Below are 22868 nucleotides of genomic sequence, written 5' to 3' on the forward strand. Positions count from 1 at the left end.
GGTCCGTTGACGTTAACGCACTGATCATCAGCCGCCAAGGGAGCGAACCGGGAACCGTTCGGGCATGGTCCGTGGAGGCGCGGGAGGTGTCAGTACACCTGTCAGTACAGCTGTCAGCACAGCTGTCAGTACAGCCGGACCGGCAGCTCCTGGAGGCTGTTCACCACCACCGAGGCGGTCGGCCGCAGCTCACCGTCCGGCACCGCGAGCGCCAGCCCGGGGAACCGCTCGAACAGCGCGGGCAGCGCGACCTGCGCCTCCAGCCGGGCGAGCGGCGAACCGGGGCAGACGTGCGGCCCGTGCCCGAACGAGAGGTGCCGGCTCGGGTCCCGGGTGATGTCGAAGAGCTCCGCCGTCACCCCGTGCTGCAACGGGTCCCGGCCGATCGCGTTGTAGGAGACCAGCACCGCCGCGCCGGCCGGCACCACCACCTCCCCCACCGGGATCGGCTCGGCGGCGAACCGGAAGAGGAAGTTGCTGGTCGGCGGGGTCCAGCGGAGCGACTCCTCGACCACCGCCGCCCACCCCACCTGCCCGGAGCGGACCAGTTCCAGCTGGTCCGGGTGCCCGAGCAGGGCCCGCACCGCGTTGGTGATCAGGTTGACGGTGGTCTCGTGCCCGGCCGCGATGATCACCCGCAGGGTGGCCGCCGCCTCCTGGTCGGTCAGCGCCACGCCCTCCGACTGACCGGCCGCCAGCAGCGCGCTGGCCAGGTCGTCACCGGGCCGCTCGCGGCGCTGCCGCACCAGGTCGTTGACGAAGGCGTTGAGCTGCGCGATGGTCGCCTGGATCCCGGCCGGGTCGGGCACGCTGCTGAAGAACCGTTCGTAGAGGTCGCGGACCAGCTCGTGGGTGGCCGGATCCAGCCCCAGCAGCGAGCCGATCACCGACATCGGCAGCGGGAAGGCGAAGGCCGACTTCAGGTCGACCTCGGGTCCGCCCAGCGCCAGCCCGTCCAGCAGCTGACGGGTGATCAGCTCCACCCGGGGCCGCATCAGCTCCACCCGGCGCGGGGTGAACGCCTGCGCCACCAGGGCCCGCAGCCGCCGGTGCTGCTCCCCGTCGGTGGTCACCATGCTGGGCCCGGGCACCGCGAGGCCGATCAGCGGCCAGTCCTTCGAGACCTCGCCGCGCTGGAGGGCGGCCCAGTGCCGGGCGTCCTTGACCAGCCGCTGGTCGGTGAGCAGCGCCCTGGCCTCGGCGTGCCGGGTGACCGCCCAGGCCGCCACGCCACCGGGCAGCACCACCGGCACCACCGGCCCGGCGGCCCGCAGCAGCGCGCCCTCCGCGGCGCTGTCCCGCGCGAACGGGTCCAGCGCGATCGGGTCCAACGCGGTCGGGTCCAACGCGGTCGCCGCCGACCGGTCCTGCGACTGAGTGGTCATCCGAACGCCCCTCCTCCTGTGTTGGTGGCCGGGGTGAAGCCCACCGGCAACGAGACCAGGGCCCGCACCCACGGCGAGGGCCGCCAGACCAGCGCGTGCTCGGCGACCGCCAGGCCGAGGTCGGGCAGCCGGTCCAGCAGCACCTCGATCGCGGTGCCGGCGATCACCTCGGCCGCCTCCTGGGCCGGGAACGGGCAGCGGTGCTCGCCGTGCGAGAAGCTCAGGTGCGCCCGGTTGCCCTCGGCCGCGGAGCCGTCCTGCTGACGGACCGACGGGTCCGCGTTGGCGCCGGCCAGGCCGAGCAGCACCAGGTCGCCGGCGGCGATCCGCTGCCCGCCGAGCTGGGTGTCCCGCACCGCCCAGCGCCCGGCGAAGATCTGGGTCGGGGTGTCCTCCCAGAGCGCCTCGGTGAGCGCCTGCCCGACGCTGCGCCGGCCGCCGGAGAGCGAGGCGGCGAACCGGTCGTCGGTCAGCATCAGCCGCAGCGCGTTGGCGATCCAGTAGGCGGTCGGCTGGTGGCCCGCGATGAGCACCACCCGCAGGTCGCGGATCACCTCGTCGTCGGTCAGCCCGGCCGGGTGGACCAGCAGGCGGGAGGTCAGGTCGGCGCCCGGCCGGGCCCGCTTGGCCTCGACCAGTTCGGCCATCACGGCGAGCAGCCGCTGCGCGCCGGCCTGCGCCCCGGCTCCGCCGTCCAGCATGTCCAGCAGCGCCCGGATCAGCACCGGCACCTGGCCCGGGTCGAGCCCGAGCATCCAGCAGAGCACCAGCAGCGGCATCCGGTGCGCGTACTCGGCGACCAGGTCGGCCTCGCCCCGGCCGGCGAACTCGTCGATCAGCCGGTCGGCGACCCGCTCGCTCTGGGTCTTCAGCTCGTACGGGTCGATCCCGGCCAGCGCGTCGCCGACCGCCGACGAGCGGCGCTGGTGCTCGCCGCCCTCGGTGTAGAGCAGCGAGGGCACCGGCGCCATCATCGGGCGCAGCGGCCAGTCCTCGGGGATCGACGGCCAGGCGTTCCAGCGGCTGGAGTCGCGCCCGAAGAGCTTGGGCTGACCGGTCACCAGTTGCAGTTCGCGGTAGCCGATCACCAGCCAGGCCGGCACCCCGCCGGCCAGTTCGACCGGGGCGACCGGCCCGTGCGCGGCCCGCAGCTCGCGGTAGACCTGCCCGGGGTCGGTCTGGAAGCGCGGCCCGTACAGCGGCACGGCGCCGCGGTGCGCCGGGCAGCCGGTGGGCGGGGTGGTCGCCGGTTCGGTCACGAGGGGTTCTCCACATCAGCTTCGGCCAGCCCGGTCAGGTGGCGGACCAGGGTGATCAGCACCTGCTTGCCGGACTCCTTCTCCCGGGCGTCGCAGTCGACCAGCGGCACCCCGGGGTCCAGGTCGAGCGCGGTGCGCACCTGGTCCAGGGTGTGCCGGGGCGGCCCGAAGTTGTTCCGGGCCACCACGAAGGGCATCCCGTGCTGCTCCAGCCGGTCGATCGCGTAGAAGGAGTCCTCCAGCCGGCGCGGGTCGAGCAGCACCACCGCGCCGAGCGCCCCGGCGAACAGCCGGTCCCAGAGGAACCAGAACCGCTCCTGGCCGGGTGCGCCGAACAGGTAGAGCACGGTGCTCTCGCTGAGCGTGATCCGGCCGAAGTCGAAGGCCACCGTGGTGGCCCGCTTGTCGGCCACCGCCGACGGGTCGTCGACGCCCACGCCGGCCTGGGTCATCAGCTCCTCGGTGGTCAGCGGACGGATCTCGCTGACCGCGCCGACCAGCGTGGTCTTGCCCACGCCGAAGCCGCCGACCACGACGATCTTGCAGGCGTTGTCGGCGGTGCCGCGCAGCGGCGGCCTGGCGGCCGGGGCGGCGTCAGAGCCGTTGGAGTCCATTCAGCACCTGCTTCAGGGTGTCGAGGTCGGGCCGCCGGGCGGCCCGGGCGAACCGGGGGTGGCGGGCGGTGATCCGGCCGGCCTCCAGCAGGTCGCCGAGCAGGATCTTCACCACGCTGACCGGCAGCCCCAGGTCGGCGGCCAGCTCCACGACGGCGGTCGGGTTCGCGCACAGCCGCAGGATCCGGGCGTGCTCGGACTGCATGCCGGGGGTCGGGGCGCTCTCCGCGACCACCAGGGTGACCGCGTCGAAGGCGTCGGTGGCCGCCCTGCTGCGCCCGCCGGTCACCGTGTAGAGCCGGTCGGGGCTGTCGTCGGGGCCGGGCAGCGGGCGCCGGCTCATGCGTCGGCGGCGGTGTCGTCCTCGCGCGGCGGGGCGCTCAGGAACTCGCCGAGCTGCTCGACCAGCGCGTGCATGTTGTGGCCGACCAGGCCGACGTCTGCGCTCTCCTCGGTGACCACGGCCAGGTGGGCGCCCTGCCCGGCCTCGACGATGCACAGGATGCCGCCGTGGAACTCGGTCATCGACTGGCGCACCCCGCCGGTGGAGTCGCCGAACTCGATCGAGGCGCCGTGCGCCAGGCTCTGGATGCCGGAGGCGATGGCGGCCAGCTGGTCGGCCTGGTCCTCGGACAGGCCCGCGCTGTGGCAGAGCTTCAGGCCGTCCGCCGAGAGCACCAGGGCGTGCCGGGAGCCGGGCGTGTCGCCCAGCAGCTTCTCCAGCAGCCAGTCGAGGGAGCGGTCGGTGGTGCTGCTGCTCATCGGGGGTCGTCCTCCGGGAGGTCGGCGGGTGGGGTGGGTACGGGAAGCCGGGTGCCTTGCACGGCTTGGCGGAACGCGCCGAGCCGCGACGCGTTCGGCGGGCGGCGCTCTGCGGGCGCGCCGGGCGCGGGGGTGGTGGCCGCCCGGGAGGCGGCGAGGGTCTGGCCGCGCCGGCGCCGGGGCAGCTCGTCAGCCGGTGCCGGGGTGCCGGGCGGCAGGGCGGCGGGCGGGAGCGCGGCGGGCAGCTCGGCCGGCCGGGCGGACGGCTGGATGGCCGGCTGGATGGCCGGCTGGACCGACGGCACGACGGCGGCGGCCGCCCGCGCGCTGCCGACCGACCGGGCGGCCACCAGCTCGGCGAAGGTCTCGGTGACCGGCTCCGCGACCGACTCGGCGGCGGTTTCGGCGGCGAGCGGCTCCTGATGGCTGATCAGCTGGGCCGGCACCAGCACCACGACGCCGGTGCCGCCGCGCGAGGACGGCCGGAAGGAGATCGACAGCCCGTGCTTGCGGGCCAGCGCGCCGACCACCGCGAAGCCCAGCCGGGTCCCGGTGGAGAGCGTGGTCAGGTCCAGCGGCTCGCCGGAGACGGCCTGCTCGGCCCTGCGCTGCCAGAGCTCGGAGAGCCCCAGCCCGCCGTCCTCCACGGTGATCGCCAGGCCGGTGTGCAACTCCTCGACGTAGACGTGCACCTCGGCCGGCGGGGCCGAGAAGTTGGCCGCGTTGTCCATCAGTTCGGCGAGCACGTGCATCACGCCCTCGGCCGCGTAGCCGGCCACCGCCGCGGTGCTCGCCGAGTGCGGCCGCACCCGCTGGTAGGCGCCGATCCGGCCGAGCGCGCCGCGCAGCACGCTCTCCACCGGGATCGGCCGGCTCCACCGGCGGCCGCTGCGGGCGCCGGTGAGCACCGCGATGCTGTCGGCCATCCGCCCGACCTGGGAGGTGCCGTGGTCGAGGCTCAGCAGGTCGCCGAGCACCGCCTCGTCGTGCCGGTGCTGCATCGCGCGCAGCTCGGCGTGCATGCTGGTGGCCAGTGCCTGCACCCGGCCGGCCGCGGTCGCGCAGACCGCCAGCGCGGCGGCCCGCTGCCGCTCGCCGTGCGCGACCTCGCGGGCCAGCAGGGTCAGCAGGTCCTCGTGCGCGGTCTGCCGGTGGTCCACCAGCACGGTGTCCACCGAGGCGCCGGCCCGCAGCCGGCGGACCACCTCGGGGATGGTGTGCTCGCCGAGCCGGAGCAGTTCGGCCCGTTCGTCGTCGGCGGCGGCCCGGGCGGCGGCGGCCTCGGCGCGCGCCTCGACGGCGTCCGAGCGGGCGGCCAGGGTCTCGGCCCGGGCGGACTCGGCCTCCAACCGGAAGGCGTCGGCGCGGACCCGGGCGGCCTGGGCCTCGGCGGCGACCTCCCCGGTGGCGGCCTCGGCGCGCAGCACGGCGGCCAGCGCGGCCTCGCCCTTGCTCCGGGCGGTGGCGAGTTCGCGGGCGAGTCGCCGGGCCCGGCGGCGCTGGACCAGCGCGGCGGCCACGGCGGCGCACCAGGCCACGGCGGCGACGGCGGACCAGAGGCCGACGGTGGCCCGGTCACCCGCGGACGCCGACTCGGTGGCGGCGGTCACGGCGGCCGCGGCGGCCAGCACCGCCGCCAGCGCGGCGAGCAGCGTGGCCGTTCTGCTGGACAGGCGGGGGCGTGCGGTCATCGGTGGTTTCCTCGGCGGGCGGCGGGTGGGCAGGGGACAGCGCACCGGCCCCCCGCAGCCGGGAGCTACCTCATCAGTTCACGCGGTCAACAGATCATATCGATTCAGATATGGCACTCAAACGGTCAGTTGACGTGACGTCTGACATCTGATTCGTCGTCCCGCGATGGAACCGTTCGCCGTGCACACGCGCCGCAGGGGCGGTGCCACCGTGCGTGGTGGCACCGCCCCTGCGGCGGTCGGCCCGGGTGGGCCGGATGCTGCTCGCGGTCAGCTGCAGCCGCTGGTCGAGCCGCAGCCCTCGCAGAGGTAGCAGCTGCCGGCCCGGCGCATCTTGGTGCCGCAGGAGAAGCAGAGCGGCGCGTCGGCGTTCAGCCCCAGCTGGATCTCCAGCAGCTCGGTCGAGTTGTGCGCCGTCTTCGGCGCGGCGGCCGGGGCGGCCGGCTCGACGGCGGGCGCCTGCGACTGGGCCCGCGCCGGGGCGACCGGGGCGGACTGGGCCAGGCCCTCGACGTCCAGGTCCTCCTCAAGCGGCTCGTAGGAGCCGGTCTCCAGGTGCCGCTGGCGCTCCTCCACCGAGTGGATGCCGAGCGCGGAGCGGGTCTCGAAGGGCAGGAAGTCCAGCGCCAGGCGGCGGAAGATGTAGTCGACGATCGACTGCGCCATCCGCACGTCCGGGTCGTCGGTCAGACCGGCCGGCTCGAAGCGCATGTTGGTGAACTTCGAGACGTAGGTCTCCAGCGGCACGCCGTACTGCAGGCCGACCGAGACGGCGATCGAGAAGGCGTCCATCATGCCCGCCAGGGTCGAACCCTGCTTGGACATCTTCAGGAAGACCTCGCCGAGGCCGTCGTCCGGGTAGGAGTTGGCGGTCATGTAGCCCTCGGCGCCGCCCACCGTGAAGGAGGTGGTGATGCCGGGCCGGCCCTTGGGCAGGCGCTTGCGGACCGGGCGGTACTCGACCACCTTCTCCACCGCCTTCTCCACGGCGGTCACCGCGGCCGGCTCGACCGCGGCCGGGGCCTTGGTCTTGGCCGAGAGCGGCTGGCCCACCTTGCAGTTGTCGCGGTAGATCGCCAGCGCCTTGACGCCGAGCTTCCAGGCCTCGAAGTAGATCTCCTCGACCTCCTCGACGGTGGCGTCCTGCGGCATGTTGACGGTCTTGGAGATCGCGCCGGAGATCCACGGCTGGATCGCCGACATCATCCGCACGTGGCCCATCGGCGAGATGGAGCGCTCGCCCATCGCGCAGTCGAAGACCTCGTAGTGCTCCGGCTTGAGGCCGGGCGCGTCCAGCACGTTGCCGTGCTCGGCGATGTGGGCCACGATCGCCTCGATCGCCTCGCCGTGGTAGCCCAGGCGCTTGAGGGCGCGCGGCACGGTGTTGTTGACGATCTGCATCGAGCCGCCGCCGACCAGCTTCTTGAACTTGACCAGGGCCAGGTCGGGTTCGACGCCGGTGGTGTCGCAGTCCATCATCAGGCCGATGGTGCCGGTCGGGGCGAGCACCGAGGCCTGGGCGTTGCGGAAACCGTTCTGCGCGCCGAGGCGCAGCACGTCCTGCCAGGTCTCGTGGGCCGCGGCCCAGACCGGGGCGTCCAGGTCGTCCAGCGCGACGGCCGACTTGCTGGCGTCCGCGTGCTGCTTCATCACCTGCTGGTGCGGGGCGGCGTTGCGGGCGTAGCCGTCGTACGGGCCGACCACGCCGGCCAGTTCGGCGCCGCGGCGGTAGGCGGTGCCGGTCATCAGCGAGGTGATCGCGCCGGCCAGCGCGCGGCCGCCGGCCGAGTCGTAGGCGTGGCCGGTGGCCATCAGCAGCGCGCCCAGGTTGGCGTAGCCGATGCCCAGCTGGCGGAAGGCCCGGGTGGTCTCACCGATCTTCTCGGTCGGGAAGTCGGCGAAGCAGATCGAGATGTCCATCGCGGTGATGACCAGCTCGACGACCTTGGCGAAGGTCTCGGCGTCGAACGTGTCGTCGTCGCGCAGGAACTTCATCAGGTTCAGCGAGGCGAGGTTGCAGCTGGAGTTGTCCAGGTGCATGTACTCCGAGCACGGGTTCGAGGCGTTGATCCGCCCCGACTCCGGACAGGTGTGCCAGTGGTTGATGGTGGAGTCGTACTGGATGCCCGGGTCGGCGCAGGCCCAGGCCGCCTCGGCCATCTTGCGGAACAGCCCCTTGGCGTCCACGGTCTCGATGACCTCGCCGGTCATCCGGGCCCGCAGGCCGAACTCGGTGCCGTTCTCCACCGCCGTCATGAACTCGTCGGAGACCCGGACCGAGTTGTTGGCGTTCTGGTACTGGACCGAGGTGATGTCGTCCCCGCCCAGGTCCATGTCGAAGCCCGCGTCGCGCAGGGCGCGGATCTTCTCCTCCTCCTTCACCTTGGTCTCGATGAAGGCCTCGACGTCCGGGTGGTCCACGTCGAGCACGACCATCTTGGCCGCCCGGCGGGTGGCGCCGCCGGACTTGATGGTGCCGGCGGAGGCGTCCGCGCCGCGCATGAAGGAGACCGGGCCGGAGGCGTTGCCGCCGGAGGAGAGCAGTTCCTTGGAGGAGCGGATCCGGGAGAGGTTCAGGCCGGCGCCGGAGCCGCCCTTGAAGATCATCCCCTCTTCCTTGTACCAGTCCAGGATCGACTCCATGGAGTCGTCCACGGCCAGGATGAAGCAGGCGCTGACCTGCTGCGGCTGCTTGGTGCCGACGTTGAACCAGACCGGGGAGTTGAAGCTGAACACCTGGTGGAGGAGGGCGTGGGTCAGCTCGTGCTCGAAGATCTCGGCGTCGGCGGACGAGGCGAAGTAGCCGTTCTTCTCGCCGGCGGCGCGGTAGGTCAGCACCACGCGGTCGATGATCTGCTTGAGGCTCCACTCGCGCTGCGGGGTGCCCACCGCGCCGCGGAAGTACTTGCTGGTGACGATGTTGACCGCGTTCACCGACCAGAAGTCGGGGAACTCGACGCCGCGCTGCTCGAAGTTGATCGAGCCGTCGCGCCAGTTGGTCATGACGACGTCGCGCCGCTCCCAGCTGACCTCGTCGTAGGGGTGGACCCCGGGGGTGGTGTAGATGCGCCCGATCCGCAGTCCGCCCTTGGGGGCCTTGCCGCCCTTGGCCGCCTTCTCGGACTTCGACCCGCGTGCGCTGCCGCTCGTGGTGTCTGTCACTTCTCCTCCTCCTGGGCGCAATGCGCCCACATACCCCAATTGTCGCCTTTGGGGATGTGCTGCTTCGCTTCTCCTGGTGGGCGGGCAGGCCGGGGACGCCGACCGGTTCGCACCGTGTGTATGGGTTTGTGCACCGATTCCGGGCACGCCGAAGCCCGAACGGGCCGGTGTCGTGCTGCCGGGTTAGGGCGCCGCTGCGGGCACGGGCACGGCGGAGCCGTCCGCGTCCGGTTCGCCGGGCGGGCGCTCGGCGCCGCGCAGTTCGGCGATCGCGGCCTCGAAGTCCGCGAGTCCGTCGTAGGCCTGGTACACCGACGCGAACCGCAGGTACGCGACGACGTCCAGCTCCTTCAGCGGGCCGAGTATCGCCAGCCCCACGTCGTGGGTGGACAGCTCGGCGTTGCCGCTGGCCCGGACGCACTCCTCGACCCGCTGGCCGAGCAGTGCGAGGGCGTCCTCGGTGACCGGTCGGCCCTGACAGGCCTTGCGGACTCCGGTGATCACCTTCTCCCGGCTGAACGGCTCGGTCACCCCGCTGCGCTTGATCACCATCAATGCCGCCGTCTCCACCGTGGTGAACCGGCGACCGCAGTCCGGGCACTGCCGACGACGGCGGATCGCACTGCCGTCGTCGGTGGTGCGGCTGTCGACCACGCGGCTGTCGGAATGCCGGCAGAAGGGGCAGTGCACGGGGACTCCCTTCCTGGGGCTTCCTGGAGGCTCGCGCGGCGCGACGGCTGGCGCTGGGGCAGCCATCAGTCTACGGCACCGATCAAGATCCAATGACCGGGACCACAACCTGTGGGCCACGAGCAGCTATCCAACCACTAGATCTAGGAACTCGCACCACTCAACACGCCCGCCGACGGGTGTGTTCCGGGCGGCTCGGGGTAGCCCTGGAATCACCCGGAGCAATCGATGCTGGTCAGTCCCGAGGGCCTTTTCGGCCACCCGCCCGACCGCCGGGAGGGGGCGGGTTAGAATCGGCGGGATCGAACATTTAATCGATCGCGCATACACCCATAGCCTTGATCGAGTCTGCCAAATCCTCGATAATTCACTCGAACGTGTGTTTGGCGCAACCTTTCGATAGGTGCTGCCGTTGGGCTGGGCAAGCAGGGAAGACCGCCCGTCGAGAGGGGCCGCCGTGAGCACCGTACAGACCAGCAGCACCAGTCCCACCGCTCTCCAGAACACCGTTGCCGACAGCCGTGGCATCCCGGTACAGGAGGACCGCAGCAGCATGGACCGCAGCGACAGTCCGCGTCCCGGCGGCGCGCCGAACTTCCTCCAGGACCAGCCGGTCGAGCACGCGTCGGTGCAGGACGTGCCGCTCGGTCTGCCGAACGGTCAGGCCCGCTCCCTGCCCGGCCGCCCGCCCGGGATCCGCACCGACGAGGCCGGGCTGACCGAGCGCCAGCGCCGGGTCATCGACGTGATCCGGGATTCGGTGCAGCGCCGCGGCTACCCGCCGAGCATGCGGGAGATCGGCCAGGCGGTCGGCCTGTCCTCCACCTCCTCGGTGGCGCACCAGCTGATGGCCCTGGAGCGCAAGGGCTTCCTGCGCCGCGACCCGCACCGCCCGCGGGCCTACGAGGTGCGCGGGGTCGAGGTCAGCCGGCCGAACACCGCGGAGGCCGCCGGCCGCCCCTCCACCTCCTACGTGCCGCTGGTCGGCCGGATCGCCGCCGGCGGTCCGATCCTGGCCGAACAGACCGTCGAGGACGTCTTCCCGCTCCCCCGTCAGCTGGTCGGCGAGGGCGAGCTGTTCGCGCTCACGGTGCGCGGCGACTCGATGATCGAGGCGGCCATCTGCGACGGCGACTGGGTCACCGTGCGCCGCCAGCCGGTCGCCGAGAACGGCGACATCGTGGCCGCCATGATCGACGGCGAGGCCACCGTCAAGCGCCTCAAGCGCGAGGACGGCCGGATCTGGCTGATGCCGCACAACCCCGCCTACGAGCCCATCCCCGGCGACAACGCGACCATCCTGGGCAAGGTCGTCGCCGTGCTGCGGCGGCTCTGAGCCGGCCGACCGGACGTCGACGGCCCGACGGGGATCGCCCCCGTCGGGCCGTCAGCCGTTACGGCGTCAGTCGTCGCAGCGTCAGCCGGCGTGCAGTCAGCGCTTGGCCACCGGCCGGATCGGCGGCGCGCTCTCCTCGATCGCGGCCAGCGACCGGCGCACCTGGTTGCGGTCGGTGGTGTACCAGAAGTCCGGCATCGAGGACCGGAAGAAGCCGCCGTACCGGGCCGTGGCCAGCCGCGGGTCCAGCACCGCGACCACCCCGCGGTCGTCCGCCGCGCGGACCAGCCGGCCCGCGCCCTGCGCCATCAGCAGCGCGGCATGGGTCGCCGCCACCGCCATGAAGCCGTTCCCGCCGGCCTCCTCGACCGCCTTCTGCCGGGCACTCATCAGCGGGTCGTCCGGCCGCGGGAACGGGATCCGGTCCATCACCACCAGCTGGCAGGCCGAGCCGGGCACGTCCACGCCCTGCCAGAGCGAGAGGGTGCCGAAGAGGCAGCTCTCGGCGTCCGAGGCGAAGTTCCGGATCAGCTCGCCCAGGGTGTCCTCGCCCTGCAGCAGGATCGGCACGTCGAGGCGCTCGCGCAGCTTCTCGGCCGCGGTCTGGGCGGCCCGCATGGAGGAGAAGAGCCCGAGCGTGCGCCCGCCGGCCGCGCCGATCAGGTCGGCCAGCTCGTCCAGCATCTCCGGCCGGTCAGGCTCGCGGCCGGGCGGCGGCAGGTGCTTGGCCACGTAGAGGATGCCCTGCTTCGGGTAGCTGAACGGCGAGCCGACGTCCAGCCCGCGCCAGGCCGGCGGCGCCTCCTCGCCCTGCGAGCGGGCCGGCTCGCCGGCCGAGCGCTGGTCCGGCAGCCGCCCCTCGGCGGGCAGGCCGACCGAGCCGGCCACCCCGTTGAAGTCCCCGCCCAGCTTGAGGGTGGCGGAGGTGAGCACCACCGAGCGCTCCTTGTAGAGGTTCTCCCGCAGCAGCCCGGAGACGCTCATCGGCGCCACCCGCAACGAGGCGGGCACCAGGCCGTAGCGGTCGCTGCGCTCGATCCACACCACGTCGTAGGGCGATTCGGAGAGCAGCCGCTCGGTGGTGTCGTGCAGGGTCTCGGCCGAGGCCATCGCCTGCTTGCGCACCACGTCCTCGTCGCTCAGGCCCTTGTCCCGGGTCTCGCCGAGCGAGGTGATGACCAGTCGGCTGGCGTCCCGGATCGCCGCCACCGCGTACCCGAGGTACTCCGGCAGCTCGTCCACCTTGCCGGGCTGGGCGGTCTCCATCAGCCCGTGGAAGCTCTCGGCGGCGGCCTGCAGCGCGTCCACCGCCTTCTCGTTGGCCAGCCGGGCGGCCCGCTTGACCGCCCGGTTGACCGCGCCGACGGTGAGCTCGGCGGTGGCCGCACCGGTCACCCGGTTCACCAGCTCGTGCGCCTCGTCGATGATCAGCAGCTCGTGCTCGGGCAGCACCGGCGCGCCCTCGATCGCGTCGATCGCCAGCAGCGCGTGGTTGGTCACCACAACGTCGGCCAGCTTGGCCCGCTCCCGGGCCCGCTCGGCGAAGCACTCCTGCCCGTACGGGCAGCGGGTGGCGCCCAGGCACTCCCGGGAGGAGACCGAGAGCTGCGCCCAGGCCTTGTCCGAGACGCCGGGGGTGAGGTCGTCCCGGTCGCCGGTCTCGGTCTCGTCCGCCCAGTCGCGCAGCCGCAGCACGTCCTCGCCGAGCTTGCCGGTCGGCCCGACGATCTCCTCCAGCGGGATCAGCCCCTCGCCCTCCTCGCTCGGCGCCCCCTCGCGCGCGCGGTGCAGGCAGAGGTAGTTGGAGCGGCCCTTGAGCATGGCGAACTCGGGGCGGCGGCGCAGGATCGGGTGCAGCGCGTCCACGGTGCGCGGCAAGTCCCGCTCGACCAGCTGGCGTTGCAGCGCCAGGGTGGCGGTGGCCACCACCACGCGGTCGCCGTGGGCCAGCGCCGGCACCAGGTAGGCCAGCGACTTCCCGGTGCCGGTGCCGGCCTGCACCAGCAGGTGCTCGGCGCTGTCCACCGCCTCGGCGACGGCCTCGGCCATCCGGATCTGGCCGGGTCGTTCGACCCCGCCGACCGCGGCCACCGCGGCGTGCAGCAGTTCAGGGAGGCGGGCGGCGGTGCCGGTGGGCTCGGCGGCGTCGGACGGAGCGTCGGCGGCCGGCAGCTGGGGTGCGGAGTCGTTCCTCATGGCCCTCCCACCCTACGGCGCCGGACTGACAACGCCCTCGCGCGGAGCGGGCACCGCGTCCGGGCAGGGCTGCTCGACCGTCGCCGCCAGCGGGTTGGCCACCCAGCCGTGCACCGCGGCGTGCGGCCGCTGCGGCCGGTCCCGGTAGCCGTCCAGCAGCAGCCGGTTGCGGTTCAGGCAGAGCCGGTCGATCTGCGGGGTGAGCAGGTCGAAGAGCTCGAACCGGTCGGCCAGCTCCGGGAACCGGTCCTGGTAGCGCAGCACCTCGGCCCGCAGCAGCGCCCAGAACTGCGGCTCGGGCAGCCCGCAGCGGCGCTCCAGCAGCGGCGCGAGGAACCGGTAGACCCCGATGAACAGGCCGGCGTGCAGGAACTGGCAGAGCCCGGCCGGCCCCTCCCGCAGCAGCACCCCGGCGACCGCCGGGTCCAGCCCGCGCAGCTCCGGCAGGTCCTGGTCGCTGATGTTGACGTCGTCCACGAAGTCCTTGACCGCGAGGCGCACCGGCACGTCCCGCCGGTCGAAGAGCAGGATGGCGTTCTCCCCGTGCGGGGAGAAGACCGTGCCGTAGCGGTAGAGGAAGTGCAGCAGCGGCGGCAGCATCACCGCGAACAGCCGGGCCGTCCAGTCGCGCGCGGTCAGCCCGGAGCGGGCGATCAGCTCCTCGGCCAGGCTGCGCCCGTCGGCGCCGGTCTGCAGCAGCGCGGCCAGCGTGCGGCCGCGCTCCCCCGGCTCCAGGTGGGCGCCGAGCGGCTCCCGCCAGATCGCGCCCAGCAGCTCCTTGTACTGGTAGGGCGCCTCGGGCAGCTGCGCGTAGTAGGGGTGCCGGACGGCCACCGAGGCGACCTCGCCGAGCAGCACCACCCGGCACTCCTCACGCAGGAACGCGTCCTGGTCGCGCAGCCGGTGGATCCACGCGGTGACGGCCGGCGCGGCCAGCGCCCGCTCGGTCGGCAGCCCGCGCCAGACCAGCGTGTTGAGCACCGACAGCGGCAGTTTGACGGTCCGTCGCAGCGGCGTGGTGACGTTGAAGAAGGAGCGGATCGACTGCTGCGGCAGCCGCAGGTCGCGGTCGGCCGGCAGCAGCACGATCCGCCGGTCCGCCACCCAGGGCGCGAACAACGGCAGCACGGTCTCGTCCCACTGCCAGGGGTGCACCGGCAGCAGCAGGTAGCGGGTCGGGTCCAGGCCGCGGTCGGCGAGCAGTAGCCGGTAGTCGGCCAGCACCTGCGGGTCCAGCTCCTCGCGGTAGAGCGCGTCCGGTTCGGCCAGCGCGCCGAGGCCCCGGTAGGCGGCGAGGTCGCGGTGCACGGCCAGCCAGCGCAGGCTCTGCAGCTGCCGGGCCTCCGGCGCCCAGGCGGCCGCGTCGGACGCCGAGAAGCCCAGCCGGCCCTTGTTGAGCACGATCCACGGGTGCCCGCTCTGGTACCCCTCCAGCGTGGTGTGGTCCAGTTCGGCCAGCTCGGCGGCGGTGAGCGCGCCGGCCGCCAGCCGCACGTCGGCCAGCAGGGTCGCGGTCAGCTCCCGGACCAGGTGGCCGACGGTGTCCCCGGACAGGCCGAGCAGCTGACGGGCCGCCAGCAGGAAGGCGAACGGGTCGTCGGTCGGCTCGCCGTCCCGGCGCACCGAGCCGGGCTCGACCTGCCAGCTGCCGTAGGCGCCGCGCCGGGCGGCGAAGCGGTAGACCGGGCCGCCGGCCGAGAGCGCGATCCGGTGGCCGTCCGCCACCGGATCGGGGCGCAGCAGCTCCTCGTAGGCGAACTCGCCGATCAGCTTGGCCAGCAGGGCCCGGCAGGCCTGCTGCCAGCGGGCCGCGGTCAGCGGGTCATCGGCCGGCTGATTGGACATGGTGCTCCTCCTCCTTGGCGGGGACGGCGCCCTGGGCGGGCAGGGCGGCCGGGGCGAAGCTGGTCCAGGCGGTCCTGGCGGGCAGCGGGTGCACGGTCCGGCCGGTGAGCGCGTTCAGGATCACCGCGGCGCGGTGCGCGCCCAGGCCGAGGTCGGGGGTGCCGACGCCGTGGGTGTGCAGTTCGGCGTTCTGCACGTAGAGGCCGCCGGTGACGGCCGGGTCGGTGGCGACCCGGTGGTCCAGGTCGACCCGGAACCGGCCCTTCTCGTCCCAGTCGATCAGGTCGGCCAGCGGCTCCAGCAGCTCGGGCCGGCCGGCCCGGTAGCCGGTGGCCAGCACCACGGCGTCGGTGCGCACGGTGCGCCGGGCGCCCGAATCGCGGTGCAGGCAGCGCAGTTCCAGCCCGCCGCAGGGCCCGGGCAGCGCGGCGGTCACCTCGCTGCCCGGGGCGATCTCGGCCGCCACGGCGTCGATCGGGCGGCCGATGGTGTGCTCGTAGAGCAGGTCGTGGATCTCGGCCAGGGTCTCCGCGCTGGCCGCCTTGTGCAGCTGCCACTGCTCGCCCACCAGCCGGTCCCGGACGGTTTCGGGCAGCGCGTGGAAGTACCGGGTGTAGTCGGGGGTGAAGTGCTCCAGGCCGAGCTTGGAGTACTCCATCGGGGCCAGCGCCCTGGTCCGGGTCAGCCAGCGCAGCCGGGTGCCGTCCTGGCCGCGGGTGCGCAGCAGGTCGAGGAAGACCTCGGCGCCGGACTGGCCGGAGCCGACCACGGTGATGTCGCGGGCGTGGGCCAGCGAGGCACGGCGGGGCAGGTAGTCGCCGGAGTGGAAGACGGCCGGGTGACCGTGGAGCGCGGCGAAGGCGGCCGGGCGGACCGGCTGGGTGCCGACCCCGAGCACCAGGTTGCGGGCCCTGACCGAGCGCTCGCCGCCGGCCGTCCGCAGGGTCGCCTCGAAGGCGCCGCCGGTCCAGCGCACGGCGGTCACCTCGGTGCCGAAGCGGCAGTTCGCCAGCCCGTCGGCGGCCCACCGGCAGTAGTGGTCGTACTCCCGCCGGGCCAGTTGGAACCGCTCGGCGAAGTAGAACGGGAAGAGCCGCTCCTGCTCCCGCAGGTAGTTGAGGAAGGACCACGGGTTGGTCGGGTCCACCAGGGAGACCAGGTCGGCCAGGAACGGCACCTGCATCCGGGCCCCGTCCACCAGCATCCCGGGGTGCCAGCGGAACTCCTCCCGGGCCTCGCAGAACAGCGCGGTCAGCCCGGGCACCCGGTCGGCGAGCGCGGCCAGCGAGAGGTTGAACGGCCCGATGCCGACCCCGAGCAGGTCGTGGGGCTGGTCCGGCTGACGGTTCATCGGTTCGTCCTCGTCCTCGTGCTCGTCGTCGTCCTGGTGCTCGCCGTCCTCGTCCGGGCCCGGTCGCGCAGCACCAGCACCGCGCGCTTCTCGGGCAGCTCCAGTTCGCCGGCCCGGCGGAAGCCGGCCCGCTCGAAGGACCGGACGCTGGCGGTGTTGCGCACGTCCGGCTCGGCCACCACCCGGGGGGCGTCGCGCAGCAGCAGCTCGGCCACCCGGTCGATCAGCACCGCGCCGAGCCCGCGGCCGCGGGCCTCGGGCGGGCCGAGCAGCAGGTGCACGCCGAGGTCGCCGGGCTCGGCCGGGTAGTAGCCGGCCAGCCGGTCGCGGGCCACCTGGTAGACCTCCCAGTAGCTGACCGGCGCGCCGTCCAGCAGCCCCAGGTAGGGGCGGCTGGGCCCGTCCGGTGCGAGCTGCGGCAGCACGTGGCGCTCGGTCAGCTCGGCCGGGCCGGCCAGCTCCCAGAAGGCCGCCACCGCCGGGTCGTTCATCCACCGGGTGATCAGCGGCAGGTCCCCCTCGACCACCGGCCGTAACCGGAACTCCCCCGTGGCCCTCACGCGGCCACCGGGTTGGCGATGTCCACGTAGACCGACTGGGTGTCCACCGGTCCGACCAGCTCGTCCAGCCCGTGCAGCCGGGTGAGCAGGTTGGCCTTGGCCCGCAGCCGGGGTGCGGAGAGCAGCAGGTCGGGCAGCGAGGAGCCGGTGGCGAGGGCCTGGGGCCCGGCCAGGAAGGCGCGCAGCACGGCCAGCAGCTCCTCCTCGTCGGCCAGTCGCTGCGAGCCGAACGCGCCGATCAGGCCGAGGATGTGATTGATCCCCAGGTAGTAGGCGAAGCGCTCGTCGGCCACCTGGTCGGGCACGAAGGTGTCGCTGCGGGCGCCGATCCCGGGCAGCCGGCGGGCCAGCCGCTCGGCGTGCGAGGCGCGGAAGTAGTAGCCCTGGTTGTCGCGGTAGCGTCCGCCGCAGGGGCGGCCGCGCTCGTCCAGCAGCACCAGGCTGTTCTGCTGGTGCGCCTCCAGCGCGATCCCGGCCCGGCCGTCCAGCCAGAGCACCGGGAGCACCACGGCGTGCAGGTAGCGCCGGAACCAGTCGGCGGCGACGGCCGCCGGCGGCTGCCCCTCGCGCCGGGCCAGCGTCCGCAGCAGGTCGCCCAGTTCGGACGGCACGCCGGAGGGCACGCCGGGTGCGGGGTCGCCGAGCGGCCGCTCGGCGACCAGGCCGGCCACGCACAGCGCCCGGTCGGCGGGGGCGAAGGGCTGGGTGCGCAGCACGGTGTCCAGCCCGTTGGCCCGGTCCGGGTCCCAGCCGGGCAGGTCGACGCCGATCCAGGCCGGGTCGCGCACGATGTCGAAGCCGGGGTGCGCGGCCCGCCACTCGGCGCCGAGTCCGGCCTCCAGCAGCCGGTGCACCTCCACGCCCCGGTGCAGTTCCTTGCGCAGGTTCTCCCGGCGGGAGTTGGTGATCCGCAGGCCCAGCGAGAGCTTGAGCATCCACGGCGTGCCGGGGCGGTAGACGGTCCGCACCGAGCTGGTCGGGTACCAGGGCTCGCCGTGCCGGCCGAGGTCGTGCAGCAGCCCGCGGTCGAGCAGTTCGGCCACCTCGGGGCGGCGCGCCAACTCCTGGGCCTGCCAGGGGTGCAGCGGCAGCGCGGCGGTGCCCGGCGGCAACAGGCCCGGGGCGCCGAGCAGTTCGGCGGTGAGCGCGGCCGCGTCGGCGGGCAGCGCGGAGTCGGCGGCCAGCAGGTCGCGGTCCACGGCGTACCAGTGCAGCGCGAAGCTGCCGCGCAGTTCGGGCGAGTAGGCCGCGCTCTGGGCGGGGCCGAGGCCGTCCCGGCTCTTCGGGGTGGGGTGCAGCGGGTGGCCGAGCAGCAGTTGCTGCTCGGCCCGGAGGAACTCGCCGGCCACGGTGGTGCGCTGGTGCTCGCGGCGGTGCAGCAGCAGTTCGGCGGTGCGGCCGGCCGAGTCGGCCACCCGGCCGGCCAGGTCGGCCACTTGCTCCGGCCGGGCCCCGGCGGCCCGGGCCAGCAGTGCGGCGGCGGTCACCGGGTCGAGCGGCTCCGACCGGTCCCCGGCGACCAGCGCGGCCGGACCGAACCGGTGCCAGCCGCACGGCGACCAGTGCCGCACCGCGGCCTGGATCCGGGCGGCGCCGCCGAGCACCGGGATCCGCAGCACCCCGTCCGGCTCCGGCGCCGCCTGGCGTTCGCGGCACCAGCAGCGCAACAGCGCCTCCACCGCGGCCTGTTCGGCCGCGACCGCGGGGTCCCGGTGCAACAGCGGGTCGGATTCGGCGGACTGGTCGACCTGTCGGGGGACGGTGGCCGGGGCTCCGGTCAGGGCGGTGCTCAAGACTGCTCCTCGGTGCGGCGAGGGATGCCGGAGGGGCGGTTCGGCCGCGCGCACCCGAACCGGAAGCATCCGCCCGGTCCAACGAGCGTGCGCCGTTCGGGTCACCGCCGCCGGCCGCCGCGCGGCCCGCGGGCGTGGTCACAGATCGGTGACTGTCGGTCAACCTGCGGAACTGGCCCGGCAGGCGCGCCGTCCTTGGCGCATGGGAGACTCCCTGTCGTCCGAAATCCTCACGGGGGAACTGAACGCATGTCATCGATGTCACGTACCGGCCGATCGCTCGTCGCCGTGGCCACGGCCGGCCTGGTCGTCGCCGCCGCTGCCGCCTGCGGCCCCGACGAGACCCAGAACCCACCGCCGAGCGCCTCTCCCACCCCGTCGGCCGCCGCCTCCGCGAACGGCCTGCCGGGCGGGCTGCCCAGCCTCGACGCGCTGAAGAAGTGGAAGTTCTCGGACTGGGACAACTGGGCCAAGCAGCACGTGCTCCCGCAGGCCGCCAAGGGCTTCTGGAGCCTGGAGAAGCTGCTCCAGGCCAAGCCCAAGGACCCGGTCGCCCCGCCGCAGCCCTCGCAGCCGCCGTCCGACAGCGGCAACGACCCGCTGCCGTCGCCGATCGCGGCCAAGCCGATGGCCCACCCGTACTCCCAGTACGGCGTCGACGGGAAGCTCTTCTTCGACGTCGGCGACAACGAGCACGCGGTCTGCTCGGCCACGGTGATCTCCGACCCGGCGCACCCGGGCAAGAGCAACCTGATCTGGACCGCCGGCCACTGCCTGACCAGCGGCAAGACCGGCAAGGAGTACACCAACATCGCCTTCGTGCCGGAGTTCAACAGCTCCGGTGCGGTGAGCAACGGGGCCAAGGCGAAGGACCCGAGCCAGTACGCCCCGCTGGGCATCTGGGACGCCACCCAGGCGATCACCTCGCCGCAGTGGCAGGCCGAGGGCGGCGAGACCGGCAGCGCGGCCAGCCAGTACGACTTCTCCATCATGCGGGTGCAGAACGAGAACCCGAACGGCAAGTCGCTGGAGGAGACGGTCGGCGGCTCGGTGCCGGTCTGGTTCAACGCCCCGCGCGACCAGCTGAGCATCACCGCGGTCGGCTACCCCGCCGCCAAGCCGTTCGACGGCATGGAGATGGAGCACTGCGACGGCGGCAAGCCCTCCCGGATCTCCTTCGACCCGAGCCGCCCGCCGATGAACGTGATCGGCTGCAGCATGACCGGCGGTTCCTCCGGCGGCGGCTGGTTCGCCGTCAGGGACGGCAAGCCCGCGCTGGTCTCCAACACCTCGATCGGCCCCGAGGACAACACCTGGCTGGCCGGCCCGTACCTGGACGACGTGGCCGCCGGCGCCCTGAACTACATCTCCAAGAAGAGCTGAGCCACCCTCACCGGCTGACCCCGCGTCAGCAGCGACCAACTCAACGGGGAACAGTTACATGTCACACCGGACAACCCGCCGGATCGGCACCGCCGCCGCGCTGGCCTCCCTCGCCCTGACCATCGCCGCCTGCGGCCCGGACGAGACCAAGGGCTCCGACGCGGCCTCGTCCGCGCCGTCCACGGCCGCCGCCTCCTCGCCCGCCGCCGGCAAGCCGGGGCTGAACCTGCCCTCCAGCCTCGCGGCGCTGAAGAACTGGAAGTCGTCCGACTGGGCCAACTGGGCCAAGCAGCACGCCTTCAAGAACGACATCGTCAAGGACCTCTGGACCGTCGACTCGATGAACAAGGCCGCCCCGGCCCAGGCGATGAAGCCCACCACCAAGATGGGTTCGGACGACGGCTCGCAGAACGACCCGCCGCCCAACCCGATCCAGGCCGTCGGCGAGAAGCACCCGTACACCAACAACATGGCGGTGTTCGGCAAGCTCTTCATGACGACGCCGAAGGGCACCTACGTCTGCTCCGGCACCGTGGTCACCGACCCGGCCCACCCGGGCAAGAGCAACCTGGTGTGGACCGCGAGCCACTGCCTGCACGGCGGCAAGGACGGCGACTGGTTCAAGAACGTGGTCTTCATCCCGTCCTACAACCGCTCCGGCGCGGCCAGCGGCAACAAGCAGCCCACGATGAACCAGGTCGCGCCGTACGGCGAGTGGTGGGCGGACTACGCGCTGGTCGCCCCGCAGTGGACCGAGGAGGGCGGCGAGACCGGCGGCCCGGTCAGCCAGTACGACTCCGGCATCATCCAGGTGACCAACCCGGACCTGCACGGCAAGTCCCTGGAGGAGGAGGTCGGCGGCTCGGTGCCGATCTGGTTCAACGCCCCGCAGAACCAGATCCACAACCTGACCGCCTACGGCTTCCCGGCCGAACCGCCTTACACCGGCCAGGAGTTGGACTACTGCGCCGGCGGCGACCCGACCCGGCTCTCCTTCGACCAGACCCGTCCGACCATGCTGACCATCGGCTGCACCATGACCGGCGGCTCCAGCGGCGGCGGCTGGCTGACCCCGGGTCCGGACGGCAAGGCGGCGCTGGTCTCCAACACCTCGATCGGCCCCAGCCCGTCGGCCTGGCTGGCCGGACCGGCGCTGGACAACCAGGCGAAGGGCATGTTCCAGCGGATGACCGAGCTGCCGCAGCCGCAGTGACGGTGACCTGAGAAACGCCTCGGGCCCGGCCCCCTCGCGGGGGCCGGGCCCGATCTCGTTGCCGTGCCGGTGCTCGTCAGCGCTGCACGGCGACCGCGTAGCGCTCCAGCTCGGCGGCCAGCTCGGCCGCCACCAGCGCGCGCACCACGGTGCCCTCGGCGGTGTGCTCGGTGCCGATCAGCTCGCCCTCGGCGTGCACCCGGGAGACCAGGTCGCCCCGGGTGTACGGGACCAGCGCGTGCACCTCGACGGCCGGGCGGGGCAGCTCGTCGTCGATCAGCTTGAGCAGTTCCTCGATGCCCAGGCCGCTGCGGGCCGAGACCACGATCGCGTGCGGCTCGCGGCGCAGCAGCCGCTGCAGCACGTGCGGGTCGGCCGCGTCGGCCTTGTTGATCACCACGATCTCCGGCACGTTCTGCGCGTCGACCGAGGTGATCACCTCGCGGACCGCGGCCAGCTGGGTCTCCGGCTCGGGGTGCGAGCCGTCCACCACGTGCAGGATCAGGTCCGCGTCGGCGACCTCCTCCATGGTCGAGCGGAAGGCCTCGACCAGGTGGTGCGGCAGGTGCCGGACGAAGCCGACGGTGTCGGCCAGGGTGTAGAGCCGGCCGGACGGGGTCTGGGCCCGGCGCACGGTCGGGTCCAGGGTGGCGAACAGCGCGTTCTCCACCAGCACGCCGGCGCCGGTGAGCCGGTTGAGCAGCGAGGACTTGCCGGCGTTGGTGTAGCCCGCGATCGCGACGGAGGGGACCTGGTGACGCCGGCGCTCCTGGCGCTTGGTGTCCCGGCCCTTCTTCATCTCGGCGATCTCCTTGCGGAGCTTCGCCATCTTCTCGCGGATCCGCCGCCGGTCGGTCTCGATCTTGGTCTCACCGGGACCACGGGTGGCCATGCCGCCGCCGGACGAGCCGGAGCCACCGCCACCCATCTGCCGGGAGAGCGACTGACCCCAACCGCGCAACCGCGGCAGCATGTACTGCATCTGGGCGAGCGAGACCTGGGCCTTGCCCTCCCGGCTCTTGGCGTGCTGGGCGAAGATGTCCAGGATCAGCGCGGTCCGGTCGACCACCTTGACCTTGACGACGTCCTCAAGGTGGATCAGCTGGCCCGGGGTGAGCTCACCGTCGCAGACCACGGTGTCGGCACCGCTGGAGGCGACGATGTCGCGCAGCTGCAGCGCCTTGCCGGAGCCGATGTAGGTGGCCGCGTCAGGCTTGTCGCGGCGCTGGATCACCCCGTCCAGCACCTCGGAGCCGGCGGTCTCGGCCAGCGCGGCCAGCTCGGCCAGCGAGTTCTCGGCCTCCTCGACCGTCCCGTCGGTCCAGACACCGACCAGCACCACGCGCTCCAGGCGCAGCTGGCGGTACTCGACCTCGGTGACGTCCTGGAGCTCGGTCGAGAGGCCGGCCACGCGGCGCAGCGCGGCGCGCTCGCTGCGGTCGTACTGGTCGCCGTCGTAATTGGTGCCGAAGTCCTCGTCCAACGCCGCGAGGTCCTCGTCCATCAGCGCTTCGGCCCGGAGGTCAGCGGGACGGCGGGCGGAGCGGCCGGCGGTCTCGCGGAGGGTTTCGCGGTCTTCGAACGTGGAGGTCATCGTGTCCTTAGGTGGCAAGCTGGCGGATGTGTGC

At 73.2% G+C, this 22868-nt stretch carries 17 protein-coding genes; 3 read left to right on the forward strand and 14 right to left on the reverse strand.

Features of this window, described 5'->3' with window-relative positions; genetic code table 11:
• Positions 1 to 125: 125 nt before the first annotated feature.
• The 8 genes from FHX73_RS06945 to nrdR form a co-directional block, all read right to left on the reverse strand.
• Positions 126 to 1385 (reverse strand): cytochrome P450 family protein, encoded by a 1260-nt coding sequence (locus tag FHX73_RS06945; RefSeq protein WP_145904149.1) that lies wholly within the window; start codon positions 1383 to 1385, stop codon positions 126 to 128.
• Complete coding sequence (locus FHX73_RS06950; RefSeq protein ID WP_145904150.1) at positions 1382 to 2644, reverse strand: cytochrome P450; 1263 nt, start codon at positions 2642 to 2644, stop codon at positions 1382 to 1384. The genes FHX73_RS06945 and FHX73_RS06950 overlap by 4 nt, the downstream gene beginning before the upstream one ends.
• Complete coding sequence (locus tag FHX73_RS06955) at positions 2641 to 3258, reverse strand: GTP-binding protein (protein ID WP_145904151.1); 618 nt, start codon at positions 3256 to 3258, stop codon at positions 2641 to 2643. The genes FHX73_RS06950 and FHX73_RS06955 overlap by 4 nt, the downstream gene beginning before the upstream one ends.
• Positions 3239 to 3601, reverse strand: a complete 363-nt coding sequence (locus FHX73_RS06960) for a DUF742 domain-containing protein (RefSeq protein ID WP_145904152.1) — start codon at positions 3599 to 3601, stop codon at positions 3239 to 3241. The genes FHX73_RS06955 and FHX73_RS06960 overlap by 20 nt, the downstream gene beginning before the upstream one ends.
• Positions 3598 to 4020: a roadblock/LC7 domain-containing protein gene (locus FHX73_RS06965; protein ID WP_145904153.1), complete on the reverse strand. Its 423-nt coding sequence runs from the start codon at positions 4018 to 4020 to the stop codon at positions 3598 to 3600. Before FHX73_RS06965 ends, FHX73_RS06960 begins: the two co-directional genes overlap by 4 nt.
• Positions 4017 to 5711, reverse strand: coding sequence for an ATP-binding protein (locus FHX73_RS06970; RefSeq protein ID WP_145904154.1), 1695 nt, complete (start codon positions 5709 to 5711; stop codon positions 4017 to 4019). The genes FHX73_RS06965 and FHX73_RS06970 overlap by 4 nt, the downstream gene beginning before the upstream one ends.
• A gap of 270 nt (positions 5712 to 5981) precedes the next feature.
• Positions 5982 to 8873: a vitamin B12-dependent ribonucleotide reductase gene (locus FHX73_RS06975; RefSeq protein ID WP_145904155.1), complete on the reverse strand. Its 2892-nt coding sequence runs from the start codon at positions 8871 to 8873 to the stop codon at positions 5982 to 5984.
• 183 nt (positions 8874 to 9056) lie between these two features.
• Positions 9057 to 9563, reverse strand: a complete 507-nt coding sequence (nrdR, locus tag FHX73_RS06980; protein ID WP_145904156.1) for a transcriptional regulator NrdR — start codon at positions 9561 to 9563, stop codon at positions 9057 to 9059.
• A 553-nt stretch (positions 9564 to 10116) separates the two neighbouring features.
• On the opposite strand from nrdR, the gene lexA reads away from it, so the two are divergent.
• Positions 10117 to 10899: a LexA family protein gene (gene lexA / locus FHX73_RS06985; protein ID WP_484140835.1), complete on the forward strand. Its 783-nt coding sequence runs from the start codon at positions 10117 to 10119 to the stop codon at positions 10897 to 10899.
• 96 nt (positions 10900 to 10995) lie between these two features.
• Here lexA and FHX73_RS06990 read toward each other — a convergent pair whose 3' ends face one another.
• Genes FHX73_RS06990 through FHX73_RS07005 form a run of 5 tightly spaced genes read right to left on the reverse strand, consistent with a single transcriptional unit; the run spans position 10996 to position 18713 of the window.
• Positions 10996 to 13095 carry an ATP-dependent DNA helicase gene (locus FHX73_RS06990; RefSeq protein ID WP_145904157.1) on the reverse strand — a complete coding sequence of 700 codons (2100 nt, stop codon included), beginning with the start codon at positions 13093 to 13095 and terminating at the stop codon, positions 10996 to 10998.
• A 12-nt stretch (positions 13096 to 13107) separates the two neighbouring features.
• Positions 13108 to 14940, reverse strand: coding sequence for an IucA/IucC family protein (locus tag FHX73_RS06995; RefSeq protein WP_145904158.1), 1833 nt, complete (start codon positions 14938 to 14940; stop codon positions 13108 to 13110).
• Positions 14918 to 16291, reverse strand: a complete 1374-nt coding sequence (locus FHX73_RS07000; protein WP_145904159.1) for a lysine N(6)-hydroxylase/L-ornithine N(5)-oxygenase family protein — start codon at positions 16289 to 16291, stop codon at positions 14918 to 14920. Before FHX73_RS07000 ends, FHX73_RS06995 begins: the two co-directional genes overlap by 23 nt.
• Positions 16288 to 16851, reverse strand: a complete 564-nt coding sequence (locus tag FHX73_RS46060; protein ID WP_342795286.1) for a GNAT family N-acetyltransferase — start codon at positions 16849 to 16851, stop codon at positions 16288 to 16290. The genes FHX73_RS07000 and FHX73_RS46060 overlap by 4 nt, the downstream gene beginning before the upstream one ends.
• Positions 16848 to 18713 carry an IucA/IucC family protein gene (locus FHX73_RS07005; RefSeq protein WP_246213397.1) on the reverse strand — a complete coding sequence of 622 codons (1866 nt, stop codon included), beginning with the start codon at positions 18711 to 18713 and terminating at the stop codon, positions 16848 to 16850. Before FHX73_RS07005 ends, FHX73_RS46060 begins: the two co-directional genes overlap by 4 nt.
• Before the next feature lie 189 nt (positions 18714 to 18902).
• Between FHX73_RS07005 and FHX73_RS07010 the strand changes: the two genes are divergently transcribed.
• Positions 18903 to 20027 carry a trypsin-like serine peptidase gene (locus FHX73_RS07010; protein WP_246213398.1) on the forward strand — a complete coding sequence of 375 codons (1125 nt, stop codon included), beginning with the start codon at positions 18903 to 18905 and terminating at the stop codon, positions 20025 to 20027.
• 58 nt (positions 20028 to 20085) lie between these two features.
• Entirely contained in the window at positions 20086 to 21240 is a 1155-nt protein-coding gene (locus FHX73_RS07015; protein ID WP_246213399.1) for a trypsin-like serine peptidase, read from the forward strand.
• Between the two features lie 76 nt (positions 21241 to 21316).
• Here the strand turns inward: FHX73_RS07015 and hflX are convergent, their stop codons facing one another.
• The gene (gene hflX / locus FHX73_RS07020) at positions 21317 to 22834 is read right to left on the reverse strand and encodes a GTPase HflX (protein ID WP_145904160.1); all 1518 of its coding nucleotides are present in this window, start codon (positions 22832 to 22834) and stop codon (positions 21317 to 21319) included.
• Between the last annotated feature and the right edge of the window lie 34 nt (positions 22835 to 22868).

This window comes from Kitasatospora viridis (assembly GCF_007829815.1).
In the GTDB taxonomy this organism is placed as follows: domain Bacteria; phylum Actinomycetota; class Actinomycetes; order Streptomycetales; family Streptomycetaceae; genus Kitasatospora; species Kitasatospora viridis.

What these genes read in the sequence shown, in the direction of transcription:
- FHX73_RS06945 (WP_145904149.1), bottom strand. Translation starts at nt 1,385, where the DNA reads ATGACCACTCAGTCGCAGGACCGGTCGGCGGCGACCGCGTTGGACCCG.
- FHX73_RS06955 (WP_145904151.1), bottom strand. Translation starts at nt 3,258, where the DNA reads ATGGACTCCAACGGCTCTGACGCCGCCCCGGCCGCCAGGCCGCCGCTG.
- FHX73_RS06960 (WP_145904152.1), bottom strand. Translation starts at nt 3,601, where the DNA reads ATGAGCCGGCGCCCGCTGCCCGGCCCCGACGACAGCCCCGACCGGCTC.
- FHX73_RS06965 (WP_145904153.1), bottom strand. Translation starts at nt 4,020, where the DNA reads ATGAGCAGCAGCACCACCGACCGCTCCCTCGACTGGCTGCTGGAGAAG.
- FHX73_RS06970 (WP_145904154.1), bottom strand. Translation starts at nt 5,711, where the DNA reads ATGACCGCACGCCCCCGCCTGTCCAGCAGAACGGCCACGCTGCTCGCC.
- lexA (WP_484140835.1), top strand. Translation starts at nt 10,117, where the DNA reads ATGGACCGCAGCGACAGTCCGCGTCCCGGCGGCGCGCCGAACTTCCTC.
- FHX73_RS06990 (WP_145904157.1), bottom strand. Translation starts at nt 13,095, where the DNA reads ATGAGGAACGACTCCGCACCCCAGCTGCCGGCCGCCGACGCTCCGTCC.
- FHX73_RS06995 (WP_145904158.1), bottom strand. Translation starts at nt 14,940, where the DNA reads ATGTCCAATCAGCCGGCCGATGACCCGCTGACCGCGGCCCGCTGGCAG.
- FHX73_RS07000 (WP_145904159.1), bottom strand. Translation starts at nt 16,291, where the DNA reads ATGAACCGTCAGCCGGACCAGCCCCACGACCTGCTCGGGGTCGGCATC.
- FHX73_RS07005 (WP_246213397.1), bottom strand. Translation starts at nt 18,713, where the DNA reads ATGCTTCCGGTTCGGGTGCGCGCGGCCGAACCGCCCCTCCGGCATCCC.
- FHX73_RS07010 (WP_246213398.1), top strand. Translation starts at nt 18,903, where the DNA reads ATGTCACGTACCGGCCGATCGCTCGTCGCCGTGGCCACGGCCGGCCTG.
- FHX73_RS07015 (WP_246213399.1), top strand. Translation starts at nt 20,086, where the DNA reads ATGTCACACCGGACAACCCGCCGGATCGGCACCGCCGCCGCGCTGGCC.
- hflX (WP_145904160.1), bottom strand. Translation starts at nt 22,834, where the DNA reads ATGACCTCCACGTTCGAAGACCGCGAAACCCTCCGCGAGACCGCCGGC.